Genomic DNA, 19,894 nt, shown 5'->3' with positions numbered 1-19,894 from the left:
AAAGCACTCTGACGTGTGCAACATCAGAGTGCTTTCTTTCAAATCAAACGAGGACCAAACTTTCACCGCAAAGCTTATGAGAGCGGAATATAGGGTACATTCTTCCTGGAGATTTCGTCCAAGGACTCTTCGTAGCCTGCATCGGCATAACGAATAACGCCAAGTGCCGTATCATTGGTCAAGGAATGTTCAAGACGTTCAGCACCTTCCGGCGTGCCGTCGGCCACCACTGTAACGCCCGCGCTGGTCATATAACCGGCATAGCCGCCGCCGCCCGAATGCACCACCACCAGATCGGCCATCGATGCGCAGAGCATCATCGCATCGATCAGCGGCCAGTCTGCGATGGCGTCTGAACCATCCTTCATACCTTCAGTCATGATATTTGGATGCGCCATGGCACCCGCATCAAGATGATCACGCGAGAAAGCTACCGGCCCCTTGAGTTCACCGGATGCTACCATTTCATTGACGCGTAGCGCCAGTGCCGTGCGCTCGCCATGGCCAAGCCACGCGATACGCGCTGGCAGACCTTCAAATGGTACATGCTCGCGAGCAAGCTTGATCCAGTTGGTAACGATGTGATTGTCGGCAAACATTTCCAACAGCACATCATCGATCTTTGCAATGTCGCTCTCTTCACCTGATGTTGCCATCCAGCGGAACGGACCGATTGCACGTGCGAACAGCGGACGCAGATAAGCCTCCGTGAAGATGGGAATATCGAATGCGTTTTCCACTCCACCTTCCCGCGCTTGTGTGCGGATCAGGTTGCCATTGTCAAATACTTCCGAGCCCTTTTTCTGGAAGCTCAGCATCGCCTTTACATGCTCAACGATAGAAGCACGGCTCGCAGCCATCAGCTGCCCCTGACCGTCTTCACGCAAGTCCTTGACCTGACCAAGGCTCATGCCCTTTGGCACATAGCCATAGACCAGATCATGCGCTGAGGTCTGATCAGTGACGATATCCGGCACAATGCCGCGACGTGCAATTTCCGGATAGACTTCAGCTGCATTGCCTACAAGTCCAACGGACAATGCTCGCTTTTCCCTGACCGCCTGATCAATCATGGCAAGTGCAGTATCGAGATCAGGCGCGATTTCCTGCAAATAGCCGATTTCCTTACGCATTCTTGCACGTTCAGGATCGATATCCACACAGAGGATCGCAGCACCAGCCATGCGACCGGCAAGCGGCTGCGCACCGCCCATACCACCAAGACCGGCAGTCAGAATGAACCGTCCAGCCAGATCTCCATTGAAGCGCTTCTGCGCAATGCGCATAAAGATTTCATAGGTGCCCTGAATAACGCCCTGACTACCGATGTACTGCCACGCACCAGCCGTAAGGCCGCCCCAGCAGATCAGACCCTTGCGCTGCAATTCATAGAAATACTCGGCCTTCGCCCATTGTCCGACAATATTGCAATTCGCCATGATGACGAGCGGTGCCTTGGCGTGGGTTTTCATTAAGCCCACAGGCTTGCCCGACTGGATGAGCAGCGTGTGATTTTCGTCCATCTCCAGAAGCGTCCTGACGATGGCGCGATGCGCAGGCCAGTTACGCGCCGCCTTGCCGAGCGCTGCATAAACGATCAGATTCTCAGGGTCTTCACCGACCGAAAGCACGTTTTCGAGCAGGCGCAGCAGGGCTTCCTGACGCCAGCCCTTGGCACGAAGTTCCGGACCACCCGGAATGGGAAAGTTCGGATGACGTGGATTTGCCTTTGGCATGGTTACTTCACTCCCTGCACATATTTCGCAATTTCGATGCCCATCGCCTTTTCAACTGATGGATAGACAGTTGGATCAAGGACGCTCGCGGACAATGGAATGATGCTCATGGGTACGTGCAGGATGAAGATCTTCATGCCCTCACGAAGCTCGCCAACGCTGAGCGGCAAGCCCTCTTCCGATAGTGTGGTAATGACGGACGGGAAAGTCGCGACGCGCGCGCCGTCCTTGTCATCAACTGCCATATACTCGTTCATCACATGAAGAGTGACAGCCTTATCGCCAATGCCAACCTTCACAGTGCCAATATCAAAGGCTTCCTTAGTATAGACCACGTTCTTTTCCGTGATCGCACCTTCGGCCAGAATATGACCACCAGTGTTTTTGCAGACCGCATCGATCACCGCATGGCCACCCTTGGCTTCAGCGGCAATAATCGCTTCGCCGAGGCTCAAAGCCATCGAGATGCCGCCAAGTGCTGCATGCGTGCGCACATAGGAAGCACGCAGTGGGTTGCGGCAGGAAGCGATAAAGCCGCCCGATTGGTCGGAAGCGGCGCGCAGGATCGGCGAAACTTTTGCGGTAGCACCCTTGACCACCAGCTCAATGTAACGGTTTTCCGAGCGATTGCCGCCGACTGCCGTCTGGATCATCTGTTCCGGCGAACCGGCCATGCCGATCGAGCCCATGTCACCCGTTGGATGCGCACGGATATCGCCAACCGCATCAACTACCTTGGTGCCAAGAATGGCTGATGGCAACCAACCATTGAGCGTCGAAGATTTGCCGTTCTGACCAATGATCAGACCTTTGAGCGGTTCGCCCAGCTCCTTCTGCAACAGATCGACCGCTTTGACGTAATCAACGCCCTGCATTTCCCACGGCGTTGTTGAGGCTGGCGCACCAATGGCGGCTGCGGTTGCGATCCAGTCATTGGAGTCAAGTTCATCAATTGAAACCAGTTCCGGCTTGCCAATGCTGACAGCCGCATAACCCAGCATACGGCCATGATCGGCCCAGCCGCCGCCGCCAGCTGCATAAACGGAGCCGCCCTTGACCGCAGCTTCAACGTCTTTCTCAACAAGTATCCGTCCCATTCGGTTTCTCCTGCCTGTTTGTTCTAATTTGGCAGCGATTTGTCGAGGGAAAGCACCGCTTCATAAAGCACGGCTGCACCCAAGGTGATTTCGCTGTTGTCTGTCCATTCTTCCGGCGTATGGCTGCGCCCGCCTTTGCTCGGTACGAAAATCATCGCCGCTGGCGCAACCTTCGACAGCCATGCAGTGTCATGTCCGGCACCCGATGCCAGACGCCGATGGCTGGCACCGACCGTCTCGCAAGCGGCTTCCAGATGTGTCAGCACATTTTCGTTTGCAGGTGCGGGAAGATTATCGGAGACGCGCTTTATACTTTCGATAACCACACCATCTGAACTTGCCCGCTTCGCACAGTTTTCATCAAGCCATTGCGCGAAGCTTTCCATGTCTGGACGAAATTCTGCCCGTGTATCGATCAATAGCCGAACCAGCGACGGCACCACATTGGCAGCATTGGGTTCAATGCGGAATTCTCCCACCGTTGCCGTAAAATGCCCAGGTGTTGCTGCCAGTTCAAAGGCCTTTTCGTTGATATCCAGCACCAGCTTGGACGCCGCGACCAGCGCATCTGCGCGCTGCCCCATCGGCGTTGTACCAGCATGATCGGCGCGGCCTTCGATTGCGATTTCAAAACGGCTAATGCCAGCAATCGCCGTTACGATGCCGATATCCTTATGTTCGGTTTCCAGCACTGGCCCCTGTTCGATATGCAGTTCCAGAAACGCTGCAAGATCGGGGCGGCTCTGGCTTAAAACCGTTTCGGCATTCCCCCCGACTTCGCCAAATGCCGCGTGCAACGTGCGCCCGTCGCTGACACGATCAAGCCATTCTTTCGGCAATTGTCCGGTCATGCCGCGACTGCCAATGCAGGAAACGCCAAAGGGGCTGACTTCTTCTGCGAGAAAATCAACAATTTCCAGATCGTGATCAAGCTCAACGCCATGATCACTCAAAGCACGCGCCACTTCCAGCGCCGTCACCACCCCGGCAATGCCGTCAAAGCGTCCACCTTCCGGCACAGTATCAGAATGCGACCCAAGCATGATGACGCCTTTATTGCCGCCCTGTCCTTTACGAAGGCCGATCAGATTACCAGCCGCATCGATACGGGTTTCAAGACCTGCAGTCTGCATACGCTTTTCGAGATAAGCGCGGCCTTCCAGATAGAGCGGCGAGAACACACGCCTTGTCCACGGACGGCCCGGCTCGGTGATCGCGGCCAATGCGTCGATATCTTCCGCGATACGCTTAGCCTGAACCGGGAGATTGGTACTCATTATGCGTGTCCTGCAATGATATGACGCAATGGCGGGCGGACAAACTGACCTGAGCCTTCGGTCGCGATGACATTCTTGCCATCATAGACCTTTTGACCCCGCACATAGGTTGCCGCCACTTTGTAAGGCAGCTCTATCCCGTCGAAAGGCGACCAGCCAGCAACGTTATTCCCCGTTGAAGCCGCATCGTAGATATAAGTTTCAGGTGTCAGTACCATGATATCGGCATCGCGATCCGGCGTCAGTGCGCCCTTGATATGATCAAGGCGGAAATGCCTGGCAGGGTTCTCCGCCATCAGCTTCGCACCCCATGACAGCGACACGCCGCGCTCCATAGCGCCTTTAACGAACAATGGAATGAGAGTTTCCAAACCCGGCAAGCCAGATGCATTGGCAAGCATATCCGGATTGGTCTTGCGGTCGAGCGACCAGCTGACGTGATCAGTAGACAGCAACGTTACATTGCCATTCACCAACTCACGCCAAAGCTTTTCCACTTCGGCACGTGGACGCAAAGGCGGATTGCACTTGGAGCGTCCACCAAGACGCTTCGCATCATTTTCTTCATCCAGCATCAGATAATGAATGAGACATTCAACAGTCGCCTGATAGCCTTGAGCACGATAAGATGCAGCTATCTCATAACCGCGACCAAGCGAGCAATGCACCACATGCGCGGGGCAACCGGTAGCGGCGCCAATTTCATAAATCTCGGTCATAGCCAGAAGTTCAGTCAGCGGCGGACGCGACATGCCATGGGCACGATAGTCCGTGATGCCCGCATCCTTGACCTTCTTCATTGCCGACTGCACATATTCGTCATTCTCATTATGCACGCCAGCAGTCAGGCCGGTTTTAGCCACTTCCGCAAAGCATTCCGCCAGAAGCGGCGGGTTGATGCGAGGGAAACGCTTCGGATCCGTGCCAAAGGTCGAGAACTTAAATGCAGCCACGCCCGCTTCCGCCTGTTCGGCAATGCGTACGGTACCTTCCAGAGGATCAATCGTGCCATAGAGCGCGAAATCGACGAAGGCCTGTTTACCGGCATGTGCGATCTTGCGTTGCGCCGCCGCTGCAGAGCAAATCAGATCGCCTTCATCATAAGGCATATCGACAATGGTGGTAACGCCACCAGCTGCGGCTGTGCGGGTCGACCAGATGAAATCTTCCTGGTTTTTTTGCGACAGAGAATGCACCTGTGCATCAATTGCGCCCGGCATGATGAGCGCTTCGCCAAGCAGATGCCGCTCTTGGGCTGCAGGCGGCGTTCCGGTGCCAAGCTGGATGATCTTGCCATCACGCACCGCAACATAGCCGCGATCCACAATGCGGTCAGGCAGCACTACGGTTCCCTGTAAAACCAGATCAAAATCAGCCATATCTATTCTCCTGCCCAGCCAGTCACTATGAACCAATGTGCTCTAAGTCAGTTCTCTTTAAATGCGGGAGCGGCAACCACGACTTTCGCGCGTGTCGCTTCCGGCGTACCTTCGGGTGCAGTACCCAATGCGAAGAAGCTGTCAAAACTATTGATCGGCGCGCGATCAATAATCTGCGCAACGATAGCGTCCGAGCAAATCAGCTCTTCGATGCATTCGACTTCGGAGGAAAGAGGTCGGTCTTTGTCATAGAACGGTGAGCATTTGCGCACCTGTTCATAGATCAGCCCAGCCACGCCCTTTGGCTCGTCTCCGACAATATCGATGGCTTGCGAGGACAGCAGCGCTTCCAATGCTGCCAGACGTTTCAGTGCTTCAACCTGTCGTTCAAAACGCTCGATCACCAGCGGCAGGAAAGCAGCTTCGTCTTCCATTCCACCTGCCACGACCAGCGACTGCGCAGACACAGGTGGACTTAGCGAAAGAACGCGAGAGAATATCTCACCAGCAAGCTTGATGATCGGGCCGAAGCCGGTTGCGATCCTGCCTTCCGGCACAAGATTAAGCGGCAGGCCCCGGCGATGACCATTGCCCAGAAGCACGCAGCGATTAAACGCATTACGCGCAGCATGCGCCATGCAAACGGAGACGGATTCAAGCAGAACTGTCACGTCAAGCGGCAATGACCCGCCGGAGGTCACGACGCGGCCTTCGACCACAACCGGATTATCATCTGAGCGTCCGGTCGCCTGTAGGATCTTATAACCAGCACCAAGCAGGCTCTCGATAATCGTGCCAAAAACCTGCGCCACCATGCGAAGGCTCAGCGGATCCTGCACGTGCGTTGATACCGGCCATTGCCACGAAGCGGCTGCATCGCAATACCACTTTCCAACCAGAGCCTCACGCGGCGTTCCTACATGGCAGGCAGCCAGCCACGGATCAGCAGACGCACCCAGTGCACCGGAGGCTGTAAGGCTGGTTGCCAACATGACCCGGATGACCGAAGCCGCATCACGCAGCGCACGTGCGGCTGCGGCAAAGCTCACCGCATTGGCGGAAAGCGAAGCCAATGCATCGCGCGGCGCCATACGGTGGGCTTTGAGGCCAGCGGCAGCCAGAGCATCGGCGGCTGGCATGCGCTCACCCTGATACATCGCCTCGCCAACACCTGTCAGAACTGCACCAATCTGCCCCATCAGGCCAATATCAGCACAGCCGATAGATCCGGTTCGCCGTACAACAGGAATAACATTGGTCCGCAATAAATCGAGATAGGCGTCAACCAGTCCGGTCGTGCAACCAACCTGCCCCGTGAGGATCGTATTGATGCGAATGGCTATAGCCTTGCGCACGACTGATGGTGGGAATGCTGTGCCGGTGCCGAAATGATGCGCGCGTACCAACCCCATGTTGAACTCGTCGAGTTCTTCACTGGACCAGGCAATATCCTTCATCGCGCCAACGCCGGTCGTGGCGCCATAAACGGGAACACCATTGCGGATCGCTTCTTCCAGAACAGCACGGGAAGCCCTCACGCGGTCCATGCCTTCGGCGGAGGCTGAGACCTCGAGTTCTCCATTCCCGATCTTCATCATATCGGCAAAGCCTAACGGCTGCCCGTTCAACACGATCTGCACTGTTTTCAATACCTTCAAGAATAGGCTGTCAGGATGAGCTTATCTGACGCCGCGAGCACAAGGGATATCCCATATTGCGAACGCGCGATGTGGGGATTTTAGATAAGCCAGGCCGTAAACAATCGTACTGGGTGACATGTTTAAGGTCGCGACTTCACGCAACACAGGTAATCTGACAGCATTGACTTTCGTGAAATATAAAGACCTGTCGATGTCATGATGCAAGCAATATGAATCTATGCGATAGGCCAGCGACAAGCTGATGTTTATTCTTCTGCCGGCCCGTCGTGGGCGGCGCGACTTCAAAGAGCAAATCGGGGTATCTTAATGGACATTGCCACTATCCTGATCATTAACTCGCTGATTTCAACTTGCTCCATACGCGAGACTGCGCGTCAGGAAGGCCGCGCACCATCCACTGTCAGTGCAGCCCTTGAGCGAATGGAAACGGCGCTTGCTGTACCACTGATGCGGCGGGAAGGTGCTGTCCTGAGCCTGACACTGGAAGCACAAAAGCGCCGCAGATTATTTAACGAAGCGGCGCAGCTTGGTCGTCAATTGCAATCTATCGGTGGCGTCACCAATAATCGCGCGGCCATTTCTCTTACTGCTCTCATTCGCTTTTCTGTCGCAGCGCAAGCGGGGAGCATACGCGCAGCAGCCAAAAGCCTCGGCATGGGGCAGCCACAACTGACCCGTCAGCTCTCCGAACTGGAGCGCAATCTCGGTTGCGCTTTATTTGAACGGAACCGGTCTGGAGTGAGCTGCACCGAAGCGGGAAAGAGAATGCTCACTCTTGTCGAGACAATTATAAGCAACTGGGAGGAGTTGTCTCACGCCTCTTCCGATCGTTTCCGATATAATCTCGCGACCTGTCGGGTCGGGTCTGTGATGCCGCTCGGCCATGAAAGCAACATTGCTCAGATATTGGCCAATCTGACGGCTGGGTGGGAAAAACTCTACCCGCGCCAGCCGCTAACAATATCTGCCAACACTGCCGAAGAGCTGGTCTCAGGTCTCAAAAGCCGTCGCTATGACGCCATCCTCATAGATCACGACGACTTTTCCAAAGACTTTGACGGCTGCGTCGTATCCGATACGCCGCTCGCACTGATTGGCGATCACCGTGTCATGGCAGAACTGCAAGACGATATGGCCGCGTTCTTGCAAAAGCATCGACTGGCACTGCCCAGCGCCAAAAGCGGCATCCGACAGCACGCGATGCTCTATCTGGAAAGCGTGCTTGGACCGGTAGGGCCGTCCAAGCTTCGCTTAATTGAGATGGACTCCATTCCCGTCATCATCAACCTGGTCACTCGTCACGGCTATCTTTCGATATTGCCAGAGCCGGTCGTTGCCCGTCTTCCATTTCCGATAACGCAGTATCCGCTTGGTCAGGAACACCGTCAGATACTTTCATTTGTATGGCGTCGGAACACTTTTACACCAACGATGTTAAATGAGATGGTGTCACTGCTAACAGAGGACAATTAGTAGAATTTTATTTCTCGCGAGAATTGGTTTTCGACGCTTATAAAACATGATCGGGATGGCAGGCGCTTGCTGAGGCATCCTTCGTTCGGAATCTGGGATATATCCCTTTCCGGTGTTTTAAATTAGCCTGAAATTCAAACAGCGTCTGACTGTGAGGGAGAACATAACTATGAAGACTTCTTTGATGATGGCCGGCATATTGGCCGGCGTGGTAACTGCCACCAGTTCTGCTTTGGCAGCCGACGTTGTCGTCGGCTCCAAGATCGACACAGAAGGCGGTGTACTGGGGAACATTATTTCACAGGTTCTTAAGGCCAACAATATTGGGGTTGTCGATAAGATCCAGCTGGGCGCAACGCCAATCGTGCGTGAAGCTATCACACAGGGCCAGATCGACATCTATCCTGAATATACCGGCAATGCTGCCTTCTTCTTCAACAAGGGCGATCTGCCCGTGTGGAACAAGGCTGAAGCAGGTTATGAAGAAGCCAAGAAGCTCGACTATGACGCCAACAAGATTGTCTGGTTGACGCCCGCCAATGCCAACAACACCTGGGCAATTGCCCTGCGTCGCGATGTGGCAGAAAAGAACAACCTGAAATCGCTTACCGATTTTGGTAAATATGTAAGCGATGGTGGACAGATCAAGCTTGCAGCCTCATCAGAGTTTGTCAGTTCAGCCACGGCCTTACCTGCCTTCCAGACGGCGTATAGTTTCACCCTCAAGCCCGATCAGCTGATCACACTTTCAGGCGGCGATACGGCGGCAACAATCGCTGCTGCTGCCCAACAGACTTCGGGCGCCAATGCCGCCATGGTCTACGGAACAGATGGCGGTATCGCACCTGCGGATCTGGTAGTGCTGAACGACGACAAAGGTGTGCAGCCAGTCTATTTGCCAACCCCGATCATTCGTGAAGCTGTGCTGAAGGAAAATCCACAAATCGCCGAACTTCTAAAGCCGGTGTTTGAATCCTTCTCTCTCGAAAGCCTCCAGGATCTCAATGGTCGCGTCCAGGTTGGTGGCGAACCTGCCGCTGATGTCGCGCGCGAATATCTGACCTCCAAGGGCTTTATCAAGTAATCCCTTTCCCTGCCGGGAGCAGTAGTTCCGGCAGGGACCCCATTCCTTATAGTTTGCTTTGAAGATGTGCCCCGCACGGCCGTCGCTGAAGCCAGCAGCATTCCCGGCGAACAGGACTCACCATGCAATTAACCGCAGACCGTGCCGCCGCCCCTCCCTCCCGGTTTACCTTCGACAGGCTCGGGCTGGTCATTGCCCTCATCATCATCGCGGCCATACTCTTCCAGCCTTTTGCCCTTGTGCGCCCCAATCGCGTCGCGGCAACTGCACCCGTTTATATCTGGAATGCCTTGCCTCTCGCGCAGGCGCTGGTGCTGATAGCACTGACGCTTGGGACCGCCCTCATCATGGCGCTGCGTTCAAAGCTTGCCCTGCGGCTTGGCATTCTCGTAATCACCCTCATCGTGATTGCCATCGCGATTGGCTGGAGCGCTACCTATCTGACCCCGGCCGGCAATAATTACGCGCGCGTTTCGCCGGGTGGCGGGCTGTGGCTGATCGTGTTTGCATTGGCGCTTGCCATTGGCGACACGCTTGTTCGCCTGAATCTTAAGCCCCTGCCGCGGTTGGCAGCCCTTGGTATTTTCGTTCTGCTCCTTGGTGTGTTTCTCTATAGCGGTGTGTGGAGCGACATCTCCATTCTCAAGGAATATGTCTCCCGCCGCAGCGCCTTTGCGAGCGCGATTAGCACTCATGCGTTTCTGGCCGTTGGCTCGCTCATTGCAGCCTTCATCATTGCCACGCCGATCGGCATTATAGTCCATCGCTTCAAGCGTATACGCGATGCAGTTCTCTCATTCTTCAATGTCATCCAGACGATCCCATCCATGGCATTGTTTGGTGTGCTGATCGCCCCGCTTGCATGGGTTGGAGCCAATCTTCCAGGTGCGGCAGCCCTCGGCATTGCAGGTATTGGCCCCGCGCCAGCCTTCATCGCACTAGTCGCTTATGCACTTTTGCCTATCGTTTCCGCAACCGTGACCGGTCTCGATAATGTTTCACCTTCGGTCGTAGACGCCGCACGTGGGGTTGGCATGACCCGCCGCCAGCGCTTGTTTTCTGTGGAGCTGCCTCTGGCCTTCCCGGTTATCCTGACCGGCATCCGCATCGTGCTGGTGCAGAACATTGGCCTTGCGGTCATTGCAGGCCTCGTAGGAGGCGGTGGACTTGGCATGTTCGTCTTTCAGGGCATCGCCCAGACAGCTACTGACCTTGTGCTACTGGGCGCCTTGCCAACCGTTGCCATGGCATTCGTCGCCGCCATTTTGCTTGATGCGCTGATCGAAATCAGCCGCGGCCATCAGAATTAGGAACCAGCCCCATGATCGAGATTTCAAATATCACCCGCATCTATGGCGCACAAACGGCCGTCGACAATGTCTCGCTGACCATCGAAGCAGGTGATGTGGCCGTCATTGTCGGCACGTCCGGCTCAGGCAAGACCACACTCATGCGTATGATCAACCGGCTGGTGGAACCGAGCCATGGTGTGATCAAGATCGATGGTAAAGACAATCGCGAATTGCCCCCGCATATTCTGCGGCGCGGTATCGGCTATGCAATTCAGGGCCATGGACTGTTTCCGCACCGCACTATTGCTGAAAATATCGGGACCGTCCCCACCCTGCTTGGCTGGGATAAGACCCGAATATCCGCCCGTGTTGATGAATTGCTGACGCTGTTTCGACTTGACCCAGCGATCTATCGTGATCGCATGCCACATGAATTGTCAGGCGGTCAGCAGCAGCGCATCGGTGTGGCCCGCGCATTGGCATCCAATCCAGCGATCCTCTTGATGGATGAACCGTTCGGCGCGCTCGATCCAATCATCCGCGACAAGGCGCAGGAAGATCTGCTGGCGATACAGAAACATTACGGGACTACGATTGTACTTGTTACCCATGACATGGAAGAAGCAATCAGACTTGGCTCGCGCATTGCGGTAATGGACAAGGGCAAATTGCTGCAATATGCGACGCCCGAAGACATCATCACCAAGCCAGCCACAGACTTCGTTCATGCCTTGCTTGGCGGTGGCAGCGATCGCGTATTCCGACTGCTGTCACTTGAAACGGTCGACAATCTCTTAGAGCCGGGCGATGCGGACGGGGATGCGATCTCCAGTGACACATCATTACGCGAAGCACTGGGAGCGAGCTTATGGTCGGGTCGCTCAGCACTACCCGTGAGCCGCGACGGCCAGATCGTTGGCCGCATCACCCGCACTGCAATTGAAGACCATGCCCGGAGGGTCGCATGAAACTGGGCACAGTCCTGAAGACCGGATTGCTGGTTCTTCTTTGTATCTTCATCATCAAACCCGAATTGTTCCAGAGCTATCTGGCACCATTCACGCGCAACAATTCACCAGCGATTTATACTCAGAATTCGCTACTTGCGCTCACCATCAATCATTTAGCGCTGGTAGGGTTTGCAACGCTGGCGGCAACGATTATTGCTGTAACACTCGGCATTCTCACGACACGGCCAAGCGGGCGCGAGTTTCTGCCTCTCTCGCGTGCTATTGCCAATATAGGCCAGACTTTCCCGCCTGTCGCCGTACTGGCCATCGCCGTGCCGATATTCGGCTTCGGGTCTGTTCCGGCTTTCATCGCATTGCTGCTTTATGGCCTGCTTCCGATTTTTGAAAACACGCTGACGGGTCTCACTGAACTTGAACCATCCGTTGTCGATGCAGGGCGCGGCATGGGGATGACCGACCGGCAATTGTTGTTCAATGTCGAACTGCCGCTTGCGCTGCCGGTCATCTTGTCAGGCATACGCCTTGCCGCGATTATCTCGCTGTCGACAGCGACCATCGGCTCGACGGTTGCTGCAAGCACGCTTGGTGAAGTCATCGTTGCAGGGCTTTTATCCGGCAATACAGCATTTGTTCTGCAAGGTGGTTTCATCGTGGCAGCGCTTGCTATCCTGATCAATGCAGCCTTCGTTTTTGCAGAGCAAAAACTGAGAAGCAGTGCTGCCCACTGAAACGAATGCTCCGTCGGCGGATCGTTAGTTCGAGTGATTTCAGCGCTCTAAACGTGCCAGGAATGAGACCCTGCCTGGACATGAGACGGCAGACCAAATTCTGCCGTCTTGTGCTAATTGCGATATGAAAACACGTCCATCTGATGGGTCGGCCAGAACATAATATCCCTCTTTCGGACAAACGAGGCCCTCAGCCAAATGATAGCCATTATCCCGCCAAACGATACTGGCTTCCCATGCTCTGCCTAAAGATTGGCACGCTGATTTGACATTACCGTCCTGCAGGGCTTTCCGAATATGTGTGGAAGAAAACGCTGTTTGTAGTGGGATGATATCAACGCCTATTCCAACGCTATTCGCCAGTGTAATCAGGGTTTCACAATTGCCTCTGCGGCCCGCACCAAACCGGAAATTTTCGCCAACAATTATGTGGGAAATGTCGAGCCTTCTGTGCAATATATCGATGACGAAGGCTTCTGGCGTGAGGGAAGCGAAGTCCTGGTTAAAATCTGGTTCAAAAATATAATCAAGCCCCAGCATTTCTGCCAATCGATGCTTCTGTTCTGGAAGAGCGAGCCGTGCGATCACAATATCCGGGTTAAAGAACTGACGCGGATGCGGCTCAACAGACATGACCGCAAGGGGACGTATCGTACCTGCTATTTGTCTGGCTTTCTGGAGCAGCAACTGATGGCCCAAATGGAAGCCATCAAAATTCCCTAAAGCAATCACAGCTCGCGCCAGGTTGCTGCCCGAGAGGGTGCCATTACGAACAACCTGGACAGGCTTAATCCCGGTCGACAATGCAAAGGCACGTTCAAAAATCATGCTCCGATCCTCCGCTCAACGAGCCCCACGCACAAAGCTTTCACCGAGCGCTTGCGGTAGACTTGCCTTTCGGCCAGCAACCAGAAGGACCAACATGACCATCGCGAAAGGCAACATTTGAATGACATCGGTTGGCACATTGACGCCAGCTACCTGTAGAGCCGTTGCCAGAGACAAACTTGCGCCAAACAACAGCGCGCCACCCAATACCCACAGTGGTCGCCCACGCGCCAGCATCGCGAGAACGATTGCAATAAAACCATTGCCGTGGCTCATGAACGGGATAAAAACCCCTGCAACCGCGACCGACATGAATGCACCGCCCAGCCCCGCCAGCGCACCAGTTGTCAGCACCGCAATGCTGCGGGTGCGAATGACATCTACGCCTGTTGCATCCAGTGCTGCCGGCTTATCGCCAGCCGCTTGTAACGCGATACCAAAATGCGTCATCCTGTAGACCCAGGCAAAGACCACAACCAGCGCAACCGCCACATATACAATCGGATTGTGGTTAAACAGGATGGGCCCCGCTATCGGTATTTCGGACAAAGGCCAGATCGGCCATTTGGAGGCACCATCGAGACGGGGATAGCTGCGGGAAAACTGCACGAAATGCAAAAGCGCAGTCAGTCCTTGGACGGCCAAGGTTAGCGCGATGCCGATAACGATCTGGTTAAGCCCCAACCGCACACAAAGCAAAACCATGAAAGCGGCAATGAAAGCACCCGCTGCGGCACCGCCGATGAAGCCCAGCCCCATGCTTCCGCTGCTCCACGCAACAAGAAATCCGGCATAAGCGCCCGCCAGAATCATGCCTTCGAGGCCGATATTGAGCACCCCTGCCTTCTCGGAGAGCTGCTCTCCCAAACCCGCCAGCAATAACGGCGTTCCCGCAGCTATTGCCCCCAGGAACAGGGTGATGATGAAACTTTCTGTAAAAAGTGACATTTCTTTCCCCTAGATCTTCGCGCGATACTGGCGATTTTTGTCAAAATATTCCGCCAATGCGAGCGTGATCAGCAACAGCGCTACGATGACCAGTGAGAAGAAGCTCGGCACACCAAGACGACGCGCGGCACTTTCTCCACCGATCGTAAGCGCTGAAAACAAAAAGACATAAGCGATTGATCCAAACCCGTTCAACCGGGCAAGAAAAACCAGCGGCACGACTGTAAGGCTGTACGCCGGATTCCAGTCGGCCCGCACATTGCCCTGAGTGCCCAATATGTCCACAGCACCGGACAGCCCCGCAAGACCAGCCGAAATGGCAAACACAGCAATCGTTAGTTTTGGCACTGAAAGGCCCGCGTGAACAGCGGCTCGCGGATTGGCACCAACCAGACGCAGCTTCATGCCGAATGATGTCCTGGTCATCATCAGATGCATCGCAATGATAACAACAAGACCAACTATCAGACCTGAGGAAATTGTGGTGTCGAATAGCTTTGGTAGTCTGGCGTCTACGGGCAAGGTTCGGGTTTGTGGCGTGGTGGTTGCCGGATCGAGAAATGCGAGTTTCACAAGTACATTTGCGAGCGAGACGCCCAGAAAACTCATCATCAGCGTTGTAATAATCTCATTAATGCCATGCCACGCTTTCAGCATTGCAGGCAGAAGCCCCCAAAGTGCGCCGATTAGAAGACCGATGATCAAACCGATGGCCAGGTTGAGCCAGATAGGAAGACCCGCCTCATGCAATAGTGGCGTGGTCGCAGCAACAATAACCGCAGCCAACAGAAACTGGCCATCTCCACCGAGATTCCAGATGCCTGCCCGGAAGGCGACAATCAAACTTGCCGCGATAAGAAGAAACGGTCCCATACGGGTCAAGGTTGCTGAGAGCCCCGACGGCGATAATATTGCCCGCTCGACAACATATCCATAATAGCTCAGCGGATTGACACCCATCGCCAGAAGTATAAGCCCACCCAAGACGAGTGCAGCTATCAGCGGCCCAATGCTGACGGTTAATATCCTGCCCCAGGCTGAAAAAGGTGCACGCAGCGTCGAGCGCCCCACTCCGGCGGTGCTGGCCTGTTGATCGCTCATTCTTCTCCTCCGGTACTCATCAGGCGACCGATTGCATCGCGCGCACCCACACCATTTTGAACCGTACCAACGACCCTGCCCTGATCGATAACGGCGACCCTGTCAGCCAACTCAAGCAGCTCGTCCAGATCTGTTGAAATCAGTAAAACCGCCCTGCCTGCGTCGGCAGCATCGCGAATGCGCTGGCGGGTAGCGCGAATGTTCTTCACATCAAGGCCATAGGTTGGCTTGGCGAAAATAACGGCCTCGGCAGCACCTGTCAGTTCTCGTGCCAGCAAAACTTTCTGAATATTTCCGCCCGACAACGTTCCTACAGGTGTTTGAACATCAGGCGTACGAATATCAAAATTGCGTACATGTTCTATAGCCTGTGAACGAATAGAGTGAGGCTTCTCGATGCCCTTTCGCCAGAAAGGAGAGGCCCCAATATCCTTAAGAAGGAAATTGGTTGCGACAGCAAATGCTCCTACCGTCCCCTCTCCCAACCTGTCATCAGTGACATAGCGCAATCCGGCAGCGCGCCGCTCACCCACCGAGAGTGAACCAATTTCAGCGCCGTGCAGTTTGACACTGCCTGATGAAAGTGCCTGCCCGGCCAACGCTTCAGCCAACTCTTTCTGGCCATTCCCGTCGATGCCTGCAATTCCGAGTACTTCTCTCGATCTGAGGGTGATTGAAACATCGCAAACCGGAATCCGACCAGATTCTGAGTTGAGCTTTGTTACCTCAAGCACGACTGGACCCAATTCCCGGCTGGTGCGGAACTCGCCAGCACTATCGCTGGATGCGGACTGGCCGAACATCAGACGAATAATGTTTTCGGTGTTCTGTTCGTCACTATTGGAATGCAGTTCGTCGGGAGCAATCGCACCGGCATTTTTACCAAGGCGCAAGACAGAAATCCTATCGCCATAGGCAAGCGCTTCATTGAGCTTGTGCGTAATGAAAATAACAGCCAGCCCTTCGGCTACCAGCCGACGCATCAACTGGCCAAGTGACACCGCTTCATTTGGCGTCAACATTGCAGTTGCTTCATCAAGAATGAGACAGCGGCTGCCGCGCATCAAAGCACGCAGTATTTCGACCTGCTGGCGTTCGCCGAGCGAAAGGCTCGCAACAAGTGCGAAAGGATCAACCTGCAGCCCTACACGACTTGCGGTTTCCTTGATGCGTTTTGCGATGCCATTACGGTCTGGCTTACGCCACCAGATGCCGCCCAGCGTGAAATTGTCCACAACTGTTAAACTTGGGACCAGCATGGAGTGCTGGAATACAGTGCCAATACCCAGCGTGAGGGCGTGACGGGGCGAGGTTACCTTGACAGCAGTTCCGTCAATCTCGATCCAGCCGTCGTCCGGCTGCTGGAGCCCCGACAGCATCCCCACCAGCGTGGATTTGCCCGCACCGTTCTCACCGAGCAGAACATGAACCTCTCCCGGCCATATATCTGTGCTGACATTGCTATTGGCAACAACACCGGGAAAGCGCTTGGTAATACCGCGCAGACCGACAAATGGCTTCGCTGCGGAGTTTGATGAAAAGGCTACCTGTTCGGTTGTCGCCTGCATCTCATTATCCTTCATGCAAATCCGTCTCGTCGCAGCTTGCCAAACCACGCCGTGACGCGGAGATCAAACAAGCTGCATGCACATCGTTCACATCGACAAATGTCAAAATGTCAGACAATGCGCGCGGTTATGACGAGACGGGTTCTAAGAGCAGGCTGGTTTACTTCGCTGCGACGGTCTTCACCAGCGCATGAACGCTGTCTGCGTCAAACTTCGGCTCAACCTTGATGGCTCCAGACACAACATCCGCCTGAAGAGCTTCCATCTCTTTCCAGACATCATCCGGGATATTCTTGGTTTTCAAAAGTCGAAGGCTGCCGTCCGCAAGCTTGATATTATAGTTATGGCTGCCGTACTTTCCGTCTTTCAGGTCTTGGATCATCGCAGCATAAACAGGAGTCAGATCCCAAATGACCGAGGACAAAAGATAGCCCTTGTCGATAGAGGTTTTGTCGCCGATGACGTCAATGAAATAGGCTTTCCCCCCATCAGTTGCCGGCGTGGTTTCAACGGCCTGCAACATGCCGAAACTGGAACCGTTACCCTGTCCAAAAATAATATCCGCGCCTGAAGCTATCACAGTTTCAGCTACACGCTTGCCACCCGCTGCATCTGCATAGGCAGCTGGTCCAATAACCGCATAACGAACTTCAACAGCCGGGTTCTCAGCCTTAACGCCCTGGGCGAAGGCGACCGACATATTGTTCCACGATGGCGGTTCACCCGAAACGACGATACCCACAATTTTGGTCCGGCTGACTTTAGCGGCAAGGCGGCCTGCAAGATATGCGCCATCGCTGCCTGCTGCGGTGTAGTCCGCGACCTTGCCATCGGCGAGTTTGTCAGGACTATCTACGATCGCCACAGGAACATTCATTTCCGCGCCAATTTCAGGCGCAGCCGTATTATAGCCGGAAGCATGGGCGATCAGCAGTCCAGCGCCGTCTTCAGCAAGTTCGCGCAAGGTTGGACGGACATCGCCATAACCCAGGTTTTCTGCGACAACGACCTTGACGCCAGCAGCCTCTCCCGCAGCCTTGGCTGCATCGACGCCTTGCTGGTTCCAGCCCATATCAGTTCCCATTTCTGGGGCCAGGATGGCAATTGAAGTAATCTCCTCGGCCAAAGCACTACTCGCCATCCAGCCACTCAAGGCGAGAGCGAGTACAGCACTGCTGACAGCTCCTGTTATCATTCTTTTCATTTTATTGTTCCCTTTTATAGATTTTTGTTGACTAATTCTTCCGTCCCGGATGATTTTTAAAGTAGAAACCGGGAGCAATGTTTTGAAATGAAAACTCACCTCATCTTTCTTGCTACAGCAATTCTTGGACTGAACACGGCATCTGCATCCGTCAACAGCCAGTCACTTGACATTACGGTTGAAAACAGTGGCAAGACCGCATTGGTTTGTTCTGCGTCCATCGCGCATTGGTTTTCTGCCGACCTCGGTGAAGTCAGCCCCGGCGCCAGCCGTTCGTTCAGCTTTGGCGTCGATGTAAAAACAGGCAATGTCTTCCAGTTGAACGCAGTGGGTAACGAGATGGCCGTGCAGCGGATATGGTGTGGACACAAAGGCGATGACTGGGCAACGCGGGCGGAAATTCCCATGGAACGCCGCGCTGGTGTCACCCCTGATCCGATCCATCTGCGTTGTGCTGCAGACGTGAAGACAACCCGATGCGATGCGCTGTAACAACGCCTGCTCAAACTGACTTTCAATCTTTCACAGCCCTGCATCTGGCTCCTCCGTTCGGAAAGGGCCGATCTTTGAAGAAGATCGCTCAGCGATCTCTTAGCGCAAAAACCGCAACCCCGATTGACAGTGCGAGAATACGATAGCATGATCATACCGTAATACAATATTGAAAATCAACGGACGACGATTTTGCAACATTTCTTATATCCCATTGGATTTAAATAGAAAAAGCAAAGCGGGCAGAAGCAGCATTCACGAGAGAGTAAAAATATGCGCACAGCAATTGTCACTGGAGCCAGCCGCGGATTGGGTCGGGCCTTCGCCATCGGGCTCGCAAAAGACGGATTCGCGCTCAGCCTTTGTGCACGCGATGCGGCCGCGCTGGAGGAAACTTCGGAATTGGCGCGCGCAGCTGGTTCGCCACAGGTGATGGTCATTGCCGCAGATCTGTCAAAACCAGGAGCTGCTGAGCACGTGGTCGCGGAGACGCTGGGCGCAACCGGACAAATCGATGTGCTCATAAACAATGCTGGCGCGACCAAGCGCGGCGACTTCCTATCGCTGACGGATGAGGATTTTCAGGAAGGTTTTGCTCTCAAATTTCATGCCAGTGTGCGTTTTTGTCGAGCTGCCTGGGCTGCCTTGTCTGACCGCAAGGGCGTGATTGTCAATATATCGGGCGTCGGCGCGCATACGCCTGAGCCGGACTTTACTATTGGTGGTTCAGTCAATTCCGCACTTATCAACTTCACCAAGGCGATTTCCAAACGCGCACAAGGCACAGGTATGCGGATCAATACCCTCTGTCCCGGCCATATCATGACGGATCGTCTGAGCCGCCGTATCGAGGTGCTCGCAAGAGACCGCAATATTTCCATTGAAGCTGCACGCGAAGAAATTCGTGAGGCACAGGGCATACAGCGCTATGGCGAAGCCGATGAAGTAGCAGATGTCGTCCGCTTTTTGTGCAGCCCCGCTGCCGCATATGTACACGGCACGGTCATCAACGTGGATGGTGGAGCAACGCCGGGGATATAACCCCGGCGTTTAAT

General features: G+C 54.5%; 17 protein-coding genes. 7 read left to right on the top strand and 10 right to left on the bottom strand.

The genetic code is table 11. The features are described 5' to 3' along the window. Nucleotides 1-74: 74 nt before the first annotated feature. The 5 genes from CEV32_RS00590 to CEV32_RS00570 are packed head-to-tail and all read right to left on the bottom strand — an operon-like array spanning nucleotide 75 to nucleotide 7,087. Nucleotides 75-1,736: a urocanate hydratase gene (locus tag CEV32_RS00590; protein WP_094573500.1), complete on the bottom strand. Its 1,662-nt coding sequence runs from the start codon at nucleotides 1,734-1,736 to the stop codon at nucleotides 75-77. 2 nt (nucleotides 1,737-1,738) lie between these two features. Further along, nucleotides 1,739-2,833, bottom strand: coding sequence for a DUF917 domain-containing protein (locus CEV32_RS00585; protein WP_094573499.1), 1,095 nt, complete (start codon nucleotides 2,831-2,833; stop codon nucleotides 1,739-1,741). A gap of 23 nt (nucleotides 2,834-2,856) precedes the next feature. Further along, nucleotides 2,857-4,110, bottom strand: a complete 1,254-nt coding sequence (locus CEV32_RS00580; protein ID WP_094573498.1) for a Zn-dependent hydrolase — start codon at nucleotides 4,108-4,110, stop codon at nucleotides 2,857-2,859. Further along, nucleotides 4,110-5,489, bottom strand: coding sequence for a dihydroorotase (locus CEV32_RS00575; RefSeq protein ID WP_094573497.1), 1,380 nt, complete (start codon nucleotides 5,487-5,489; stop codon nucleotides 4,110-4,112). The genes CEV32_RS00580 and CEV32_RS00575 overlap by 1 nt, the downstream gene beginning before the upstream one ends. Nucleotides 5,490-5,536: 47 nt before the next feature. Next, entirely contained in the window at nucleotides 5,537-7,087 is a 1,551-nt protein-coding gene (locus tag CEV32_RS00570) for an aromatic amino acid lyase (protein WP_094573577.1), read from the bottom strand. Nucleotides 7,088-7,456: 369 nt separating this feature from the next. Between CEV32_RS00570 and CEV32_RS00565 the strand changes: the two genes are divergently transcribed. The 5 genes from CEV32_RS00565 to CEV32_RS00545 all read left to right on the top strand — a co-directional run bounded on the left by CEV32_RS00565 (nucleotide 7,457) and on the right by CEV32_RS00545 (nucleotide 12,698). Next, nucleotides 7,457-8,623 carry a LysR family transcriptional regulator gene (locus CEV32_RS00565; RefSeq protein WP_094573496.1) on the top strand — a complete coding sequence of 389 codons (1,167 nt, stop codon included), beginning with the start codon at nucleotides 7,457-7,459 and terminating at the stop codon, nucleotides 8,621-8,623. 169 nt (nucleotides 8,624-8,792) lie between these two features. Beyond that, on the top strand, nucleotides 8,793-9,707 hold the full coding sequence (gene osmF, locus CEV32_RS00560; protein ID WP_094573495.1) for a glycine betaine ABC transporter substrate-binding protein OsmF: 915 nt from the start codon (nucleotides 8,793-8,795) through the stop codon (nucleotides 9,705-9,707). Between the two features lie 122 nt (nucleotides 9,708-9,829). Beyond that, nucleotides 9,830-11,017, top strand: a complete 1,188-nt coding sequence (locus tag CEV32_RS00555; RefSeq protein ID WP_094573494.1) for an ABC transporter permease — start codon at nucleotides 9,830-9,832, stop codon at nucleotides 11,015-11,017. Between the two features lie 11 nt (nucleotides 11,018-11,028). After that, entirely contained in the window at nucleotides 11,029-11,967 is a 939-nt protein-coding gene (locus CEV32_RS00550) for an ABC transporter ATP-binding protein (protein ID WP_094573493.1), read from the top strand. Then, nucleotides 11,964-12,698 (top strand): ABC transporter permease, encoded by a 735-nt coding sequence (locus tag CEV32_RS00545; protein ID WP_094573492.1) that lies wholly within the window; start codon nucleotides 11,964-11,966, stop codon nucleotides 12,696-12,698. Before CEV32_RS00550 ends, CEV32_RS00545 begins: the two co-directional genes overlap by 4 nt. Nucleotides 12,699-12,737: 39 nt before the next feature. On the opposite strand, the gene CEV32_RS00540 is transcribed toward CEV32_RS00545, so the two are convergent. The 5 genes from CEV32_RS00540 to CEV32_RS00520 form a co-directional block, all read right to left on the bottom strand. Then, nucleotides 12,738-13,526, bottom strand: a complete 789-nt coding sequence (locus tag CEV32_RS00540) for an adenylyltransferase/cytidyltransferase family protein (RefSeq protein WP_094573491.1) — start codon at nucleotides 13,524-13,526, stop codon at nucleotides 12,738-12,740. 15 nt (nucleotides 13,527-13,541) lie between these two features. Then, complete coding sequence (locus CEV32_RS00535) at nucleotides 13,542-14,474, bottom strand: putative B6 ABC transporter permease subunit 1 (RefSeq protein WP_094573490.1); 933 nt, start codon at nucleotides 14,472-14,474, stop codon at nucleotides 13,542-13,544. A gap of 9 nt (nucleotides 14,475-14,483) precedes the next feature. Beyond that, a complete protein-coding gene (locus CEV32_RS00530) occupies nucleotides 14,484-15,575 on the bottom strand; it encodes a putative B6 ABC transporter permease subunit 2 (RefSeq protein WP_094573489.1) in 1,092 nt (363 codons plus the stop codon). After that, the gene (locus tag CEV32_RS00525; RefSeq protein WP_094573488.1) at nucleotides 15,572-17,143 is read right to left on the bottom strand and encodes a putative B6 ABC transporter ATP-binding protein; all 1,572 of its coding nucleotides are present in this window, start codon (nucleotides 17,141-17,143) and stop codon (nucleotides 15,572-15,574) included. The genes CEV32_RS00530 and CEV32_RS00525 overlap by 4 nt, the downstream gene beginning before the upstream one ends. Before the next feature lie 160 nt (nucleotides 17,144-17,303). Continuing rightward, complete coding sequence (locus tag CEV32_RS00520) at nucleotides 17,304-18,347, bottom strand: putative B6 ABC transporter substrate-binding protein (protein WP_094573487.1); 1,044 nt, start codon at nucleotides 18,345-18,347, stop codon at nucleotides 17,304-17,306. A gap of 87 nt (nucleotides 18,348-18,434) precedes the next feature. Here CEV32_RS00520 and CEV32_RS00515 point away from each other — a divergent pair, with 87 nt between their 5' ends. Together CEV32_RS00515 and CEV32_RS00510 are read left to right on the top strand one after the other, a co-directional pair. Next, nucleotides 18,435-18,839 (top strand): hypothetical protein, encoded by a 405-nt coding sequence (locus CEV32_RS00515; RefSeq protein ID WP_094573486.1) that lies wholly within the window; start codon nucleotides 18,435-18,437, stop codon nucleotides 18,837-18,839. A 273-nt stretch (nucleotides 18,840-19,112) separates the two neighbouring features. Next, entirely contained in the window at nucleotides 19,113-19,880 is a 768-nt protein-coding gene (locus CEV32_RS00510) for an SDR family oxidoreductase (protein ID WP_094573485.1), read from the top strand. Nucleotides 19,881-19,894 lie beyond the last annotated feature (14 nt).

Source organism: Brucella rhizosphaerae, from assembly GCF_002252475.1.
Classification (GTDB): domain Bacteria; phylum Pseudomonadota; class Alphaproteobacteria; order Rhizobiales; family Rhizobiaceae; genus Brucella; species Brucella rhizosphaerae.
This window is presented reverse-complemented; position numbering and strand designations above follow the sequence as displayed.

Bases quoted from the DNA above. Each gene is read 5' to 3' on its own strand.
- CEV32_RS00590 (WP_094573500.1), bottom strand. From the start codon at position 1,736: ATGCCAAAGGCAAATCCACGTCATCCGAACTTTCCCATTCCGGGTGGT.
- CEV32_RS00585 (WP_094573499.1), bottom strand. From the start codon at position 2,833: ATGGGACGGATACTTGTTGAGAAAGACGTTGAAGCTGCGGTCAAGGGC.
- CEV32_RS00580 (WP_094573498.1), bottom strand. From the start codon at position 4,110: ATGAGTACCAATCTCCCGGTTCAGGCTAAGCGTATCGCGGAAGATATC.
- CEV32_RS00575 (WP_094573497.1), bottom strand. From the start codon at position 5,489: ATGGCTGATTTTGATCTGGTTTTACAGGGAACCGTAGTGCTGCCTGAC.
- CEV32_RS00570 (WP_094573577.1), bottom strand. From the start codon at position 7,087: ATGATGAAGATCGGGAATGGAGAACTCGAGGTCTCAGCCTCCGCCGAA.
- CEV32_RS00565 (WP_094573496.1), top strand. From the start codon at position 7,457: ATGGACATTGCCACTATCCTGATCATTAACTCGCTGATTTCAACTTGC.
- osmF (WP_094573495.1), top strand. From the start codon at position 8,793: ATGAAGACTTCTTTGATGATGGCCGGCATATTGGCCGGCGTGGTAACT.
- CEV32_RS00555 (WP_094573494.1), top strand. From the start codon at position 9,830: ATGCAATTAACCGCAGACCGTGCCGCCGCCCCTCCCTCCCGGTTTACC.
- CEV32_RS00550 (WP_094573493.1), top strand. From the start codon at position 11,029: ATGATCGAGATTTCAAATATCACCCGCATCTATGGCGCACAAACGGCC.
- CEV32_RS00545 (WP_094573492.1), top strand. From the start codon at position 11,964: ATGAAACTGGGCACAGTCCTGAAGACCGGATTGCTGGTTCTTCTTTGT.
- CEV32_RS00540 (WP_094573491.1), bottom strand. From the start codon at position 13,526: ATGATTTTTGAACGTGCCTTTGCATTGTCGACCGGGATTAAGCCTGTC.
- CEV32_RS00535 (WP_094573490.1), bottom strand. From the start codon at position 14,474: ATGTCACTTTTTACAGAAAGTTTCATCATCACCCTGTTCCTGGGGGCA.
- CEV32_RS00530 (WP_094573489.1), bottom strand. From the start codon at position 15,575: ATGAGCGATCAACAGGCCAGCACCGCCGGAGTGGGGCGCTCGACGCTG.
- CEV32_RS00525 (WP_094573488.1), bottom strand. From the start codon at position 17,143: ATGCAGGCGACAACCGAACAGGTAGCCTTTTCATCAAACTCCGCAGCG.
- CEV32_RS00520 (WP_094573487.1), bottom strand. From the start codon at position 18,347: ATGAAAAGAATGATAACAGGAGCTGTCAGCAGTGCTGTACTCGCTCTC.
- CEV32_RS00515 (WP_094573486.1), top strand. From the start codon at position 18,435: ATGAAAACTCACCTCATCTTTCTTGCTACAGCAATTCTTGGACTGAAC.
- CEV32_RS00510 (WP_094573485.1), top strand. From the start codon at position 19,113: ATGCGCACAGCAATTGTCACTGGAGCCAGCCGCGGATTGGGTCGGGCC.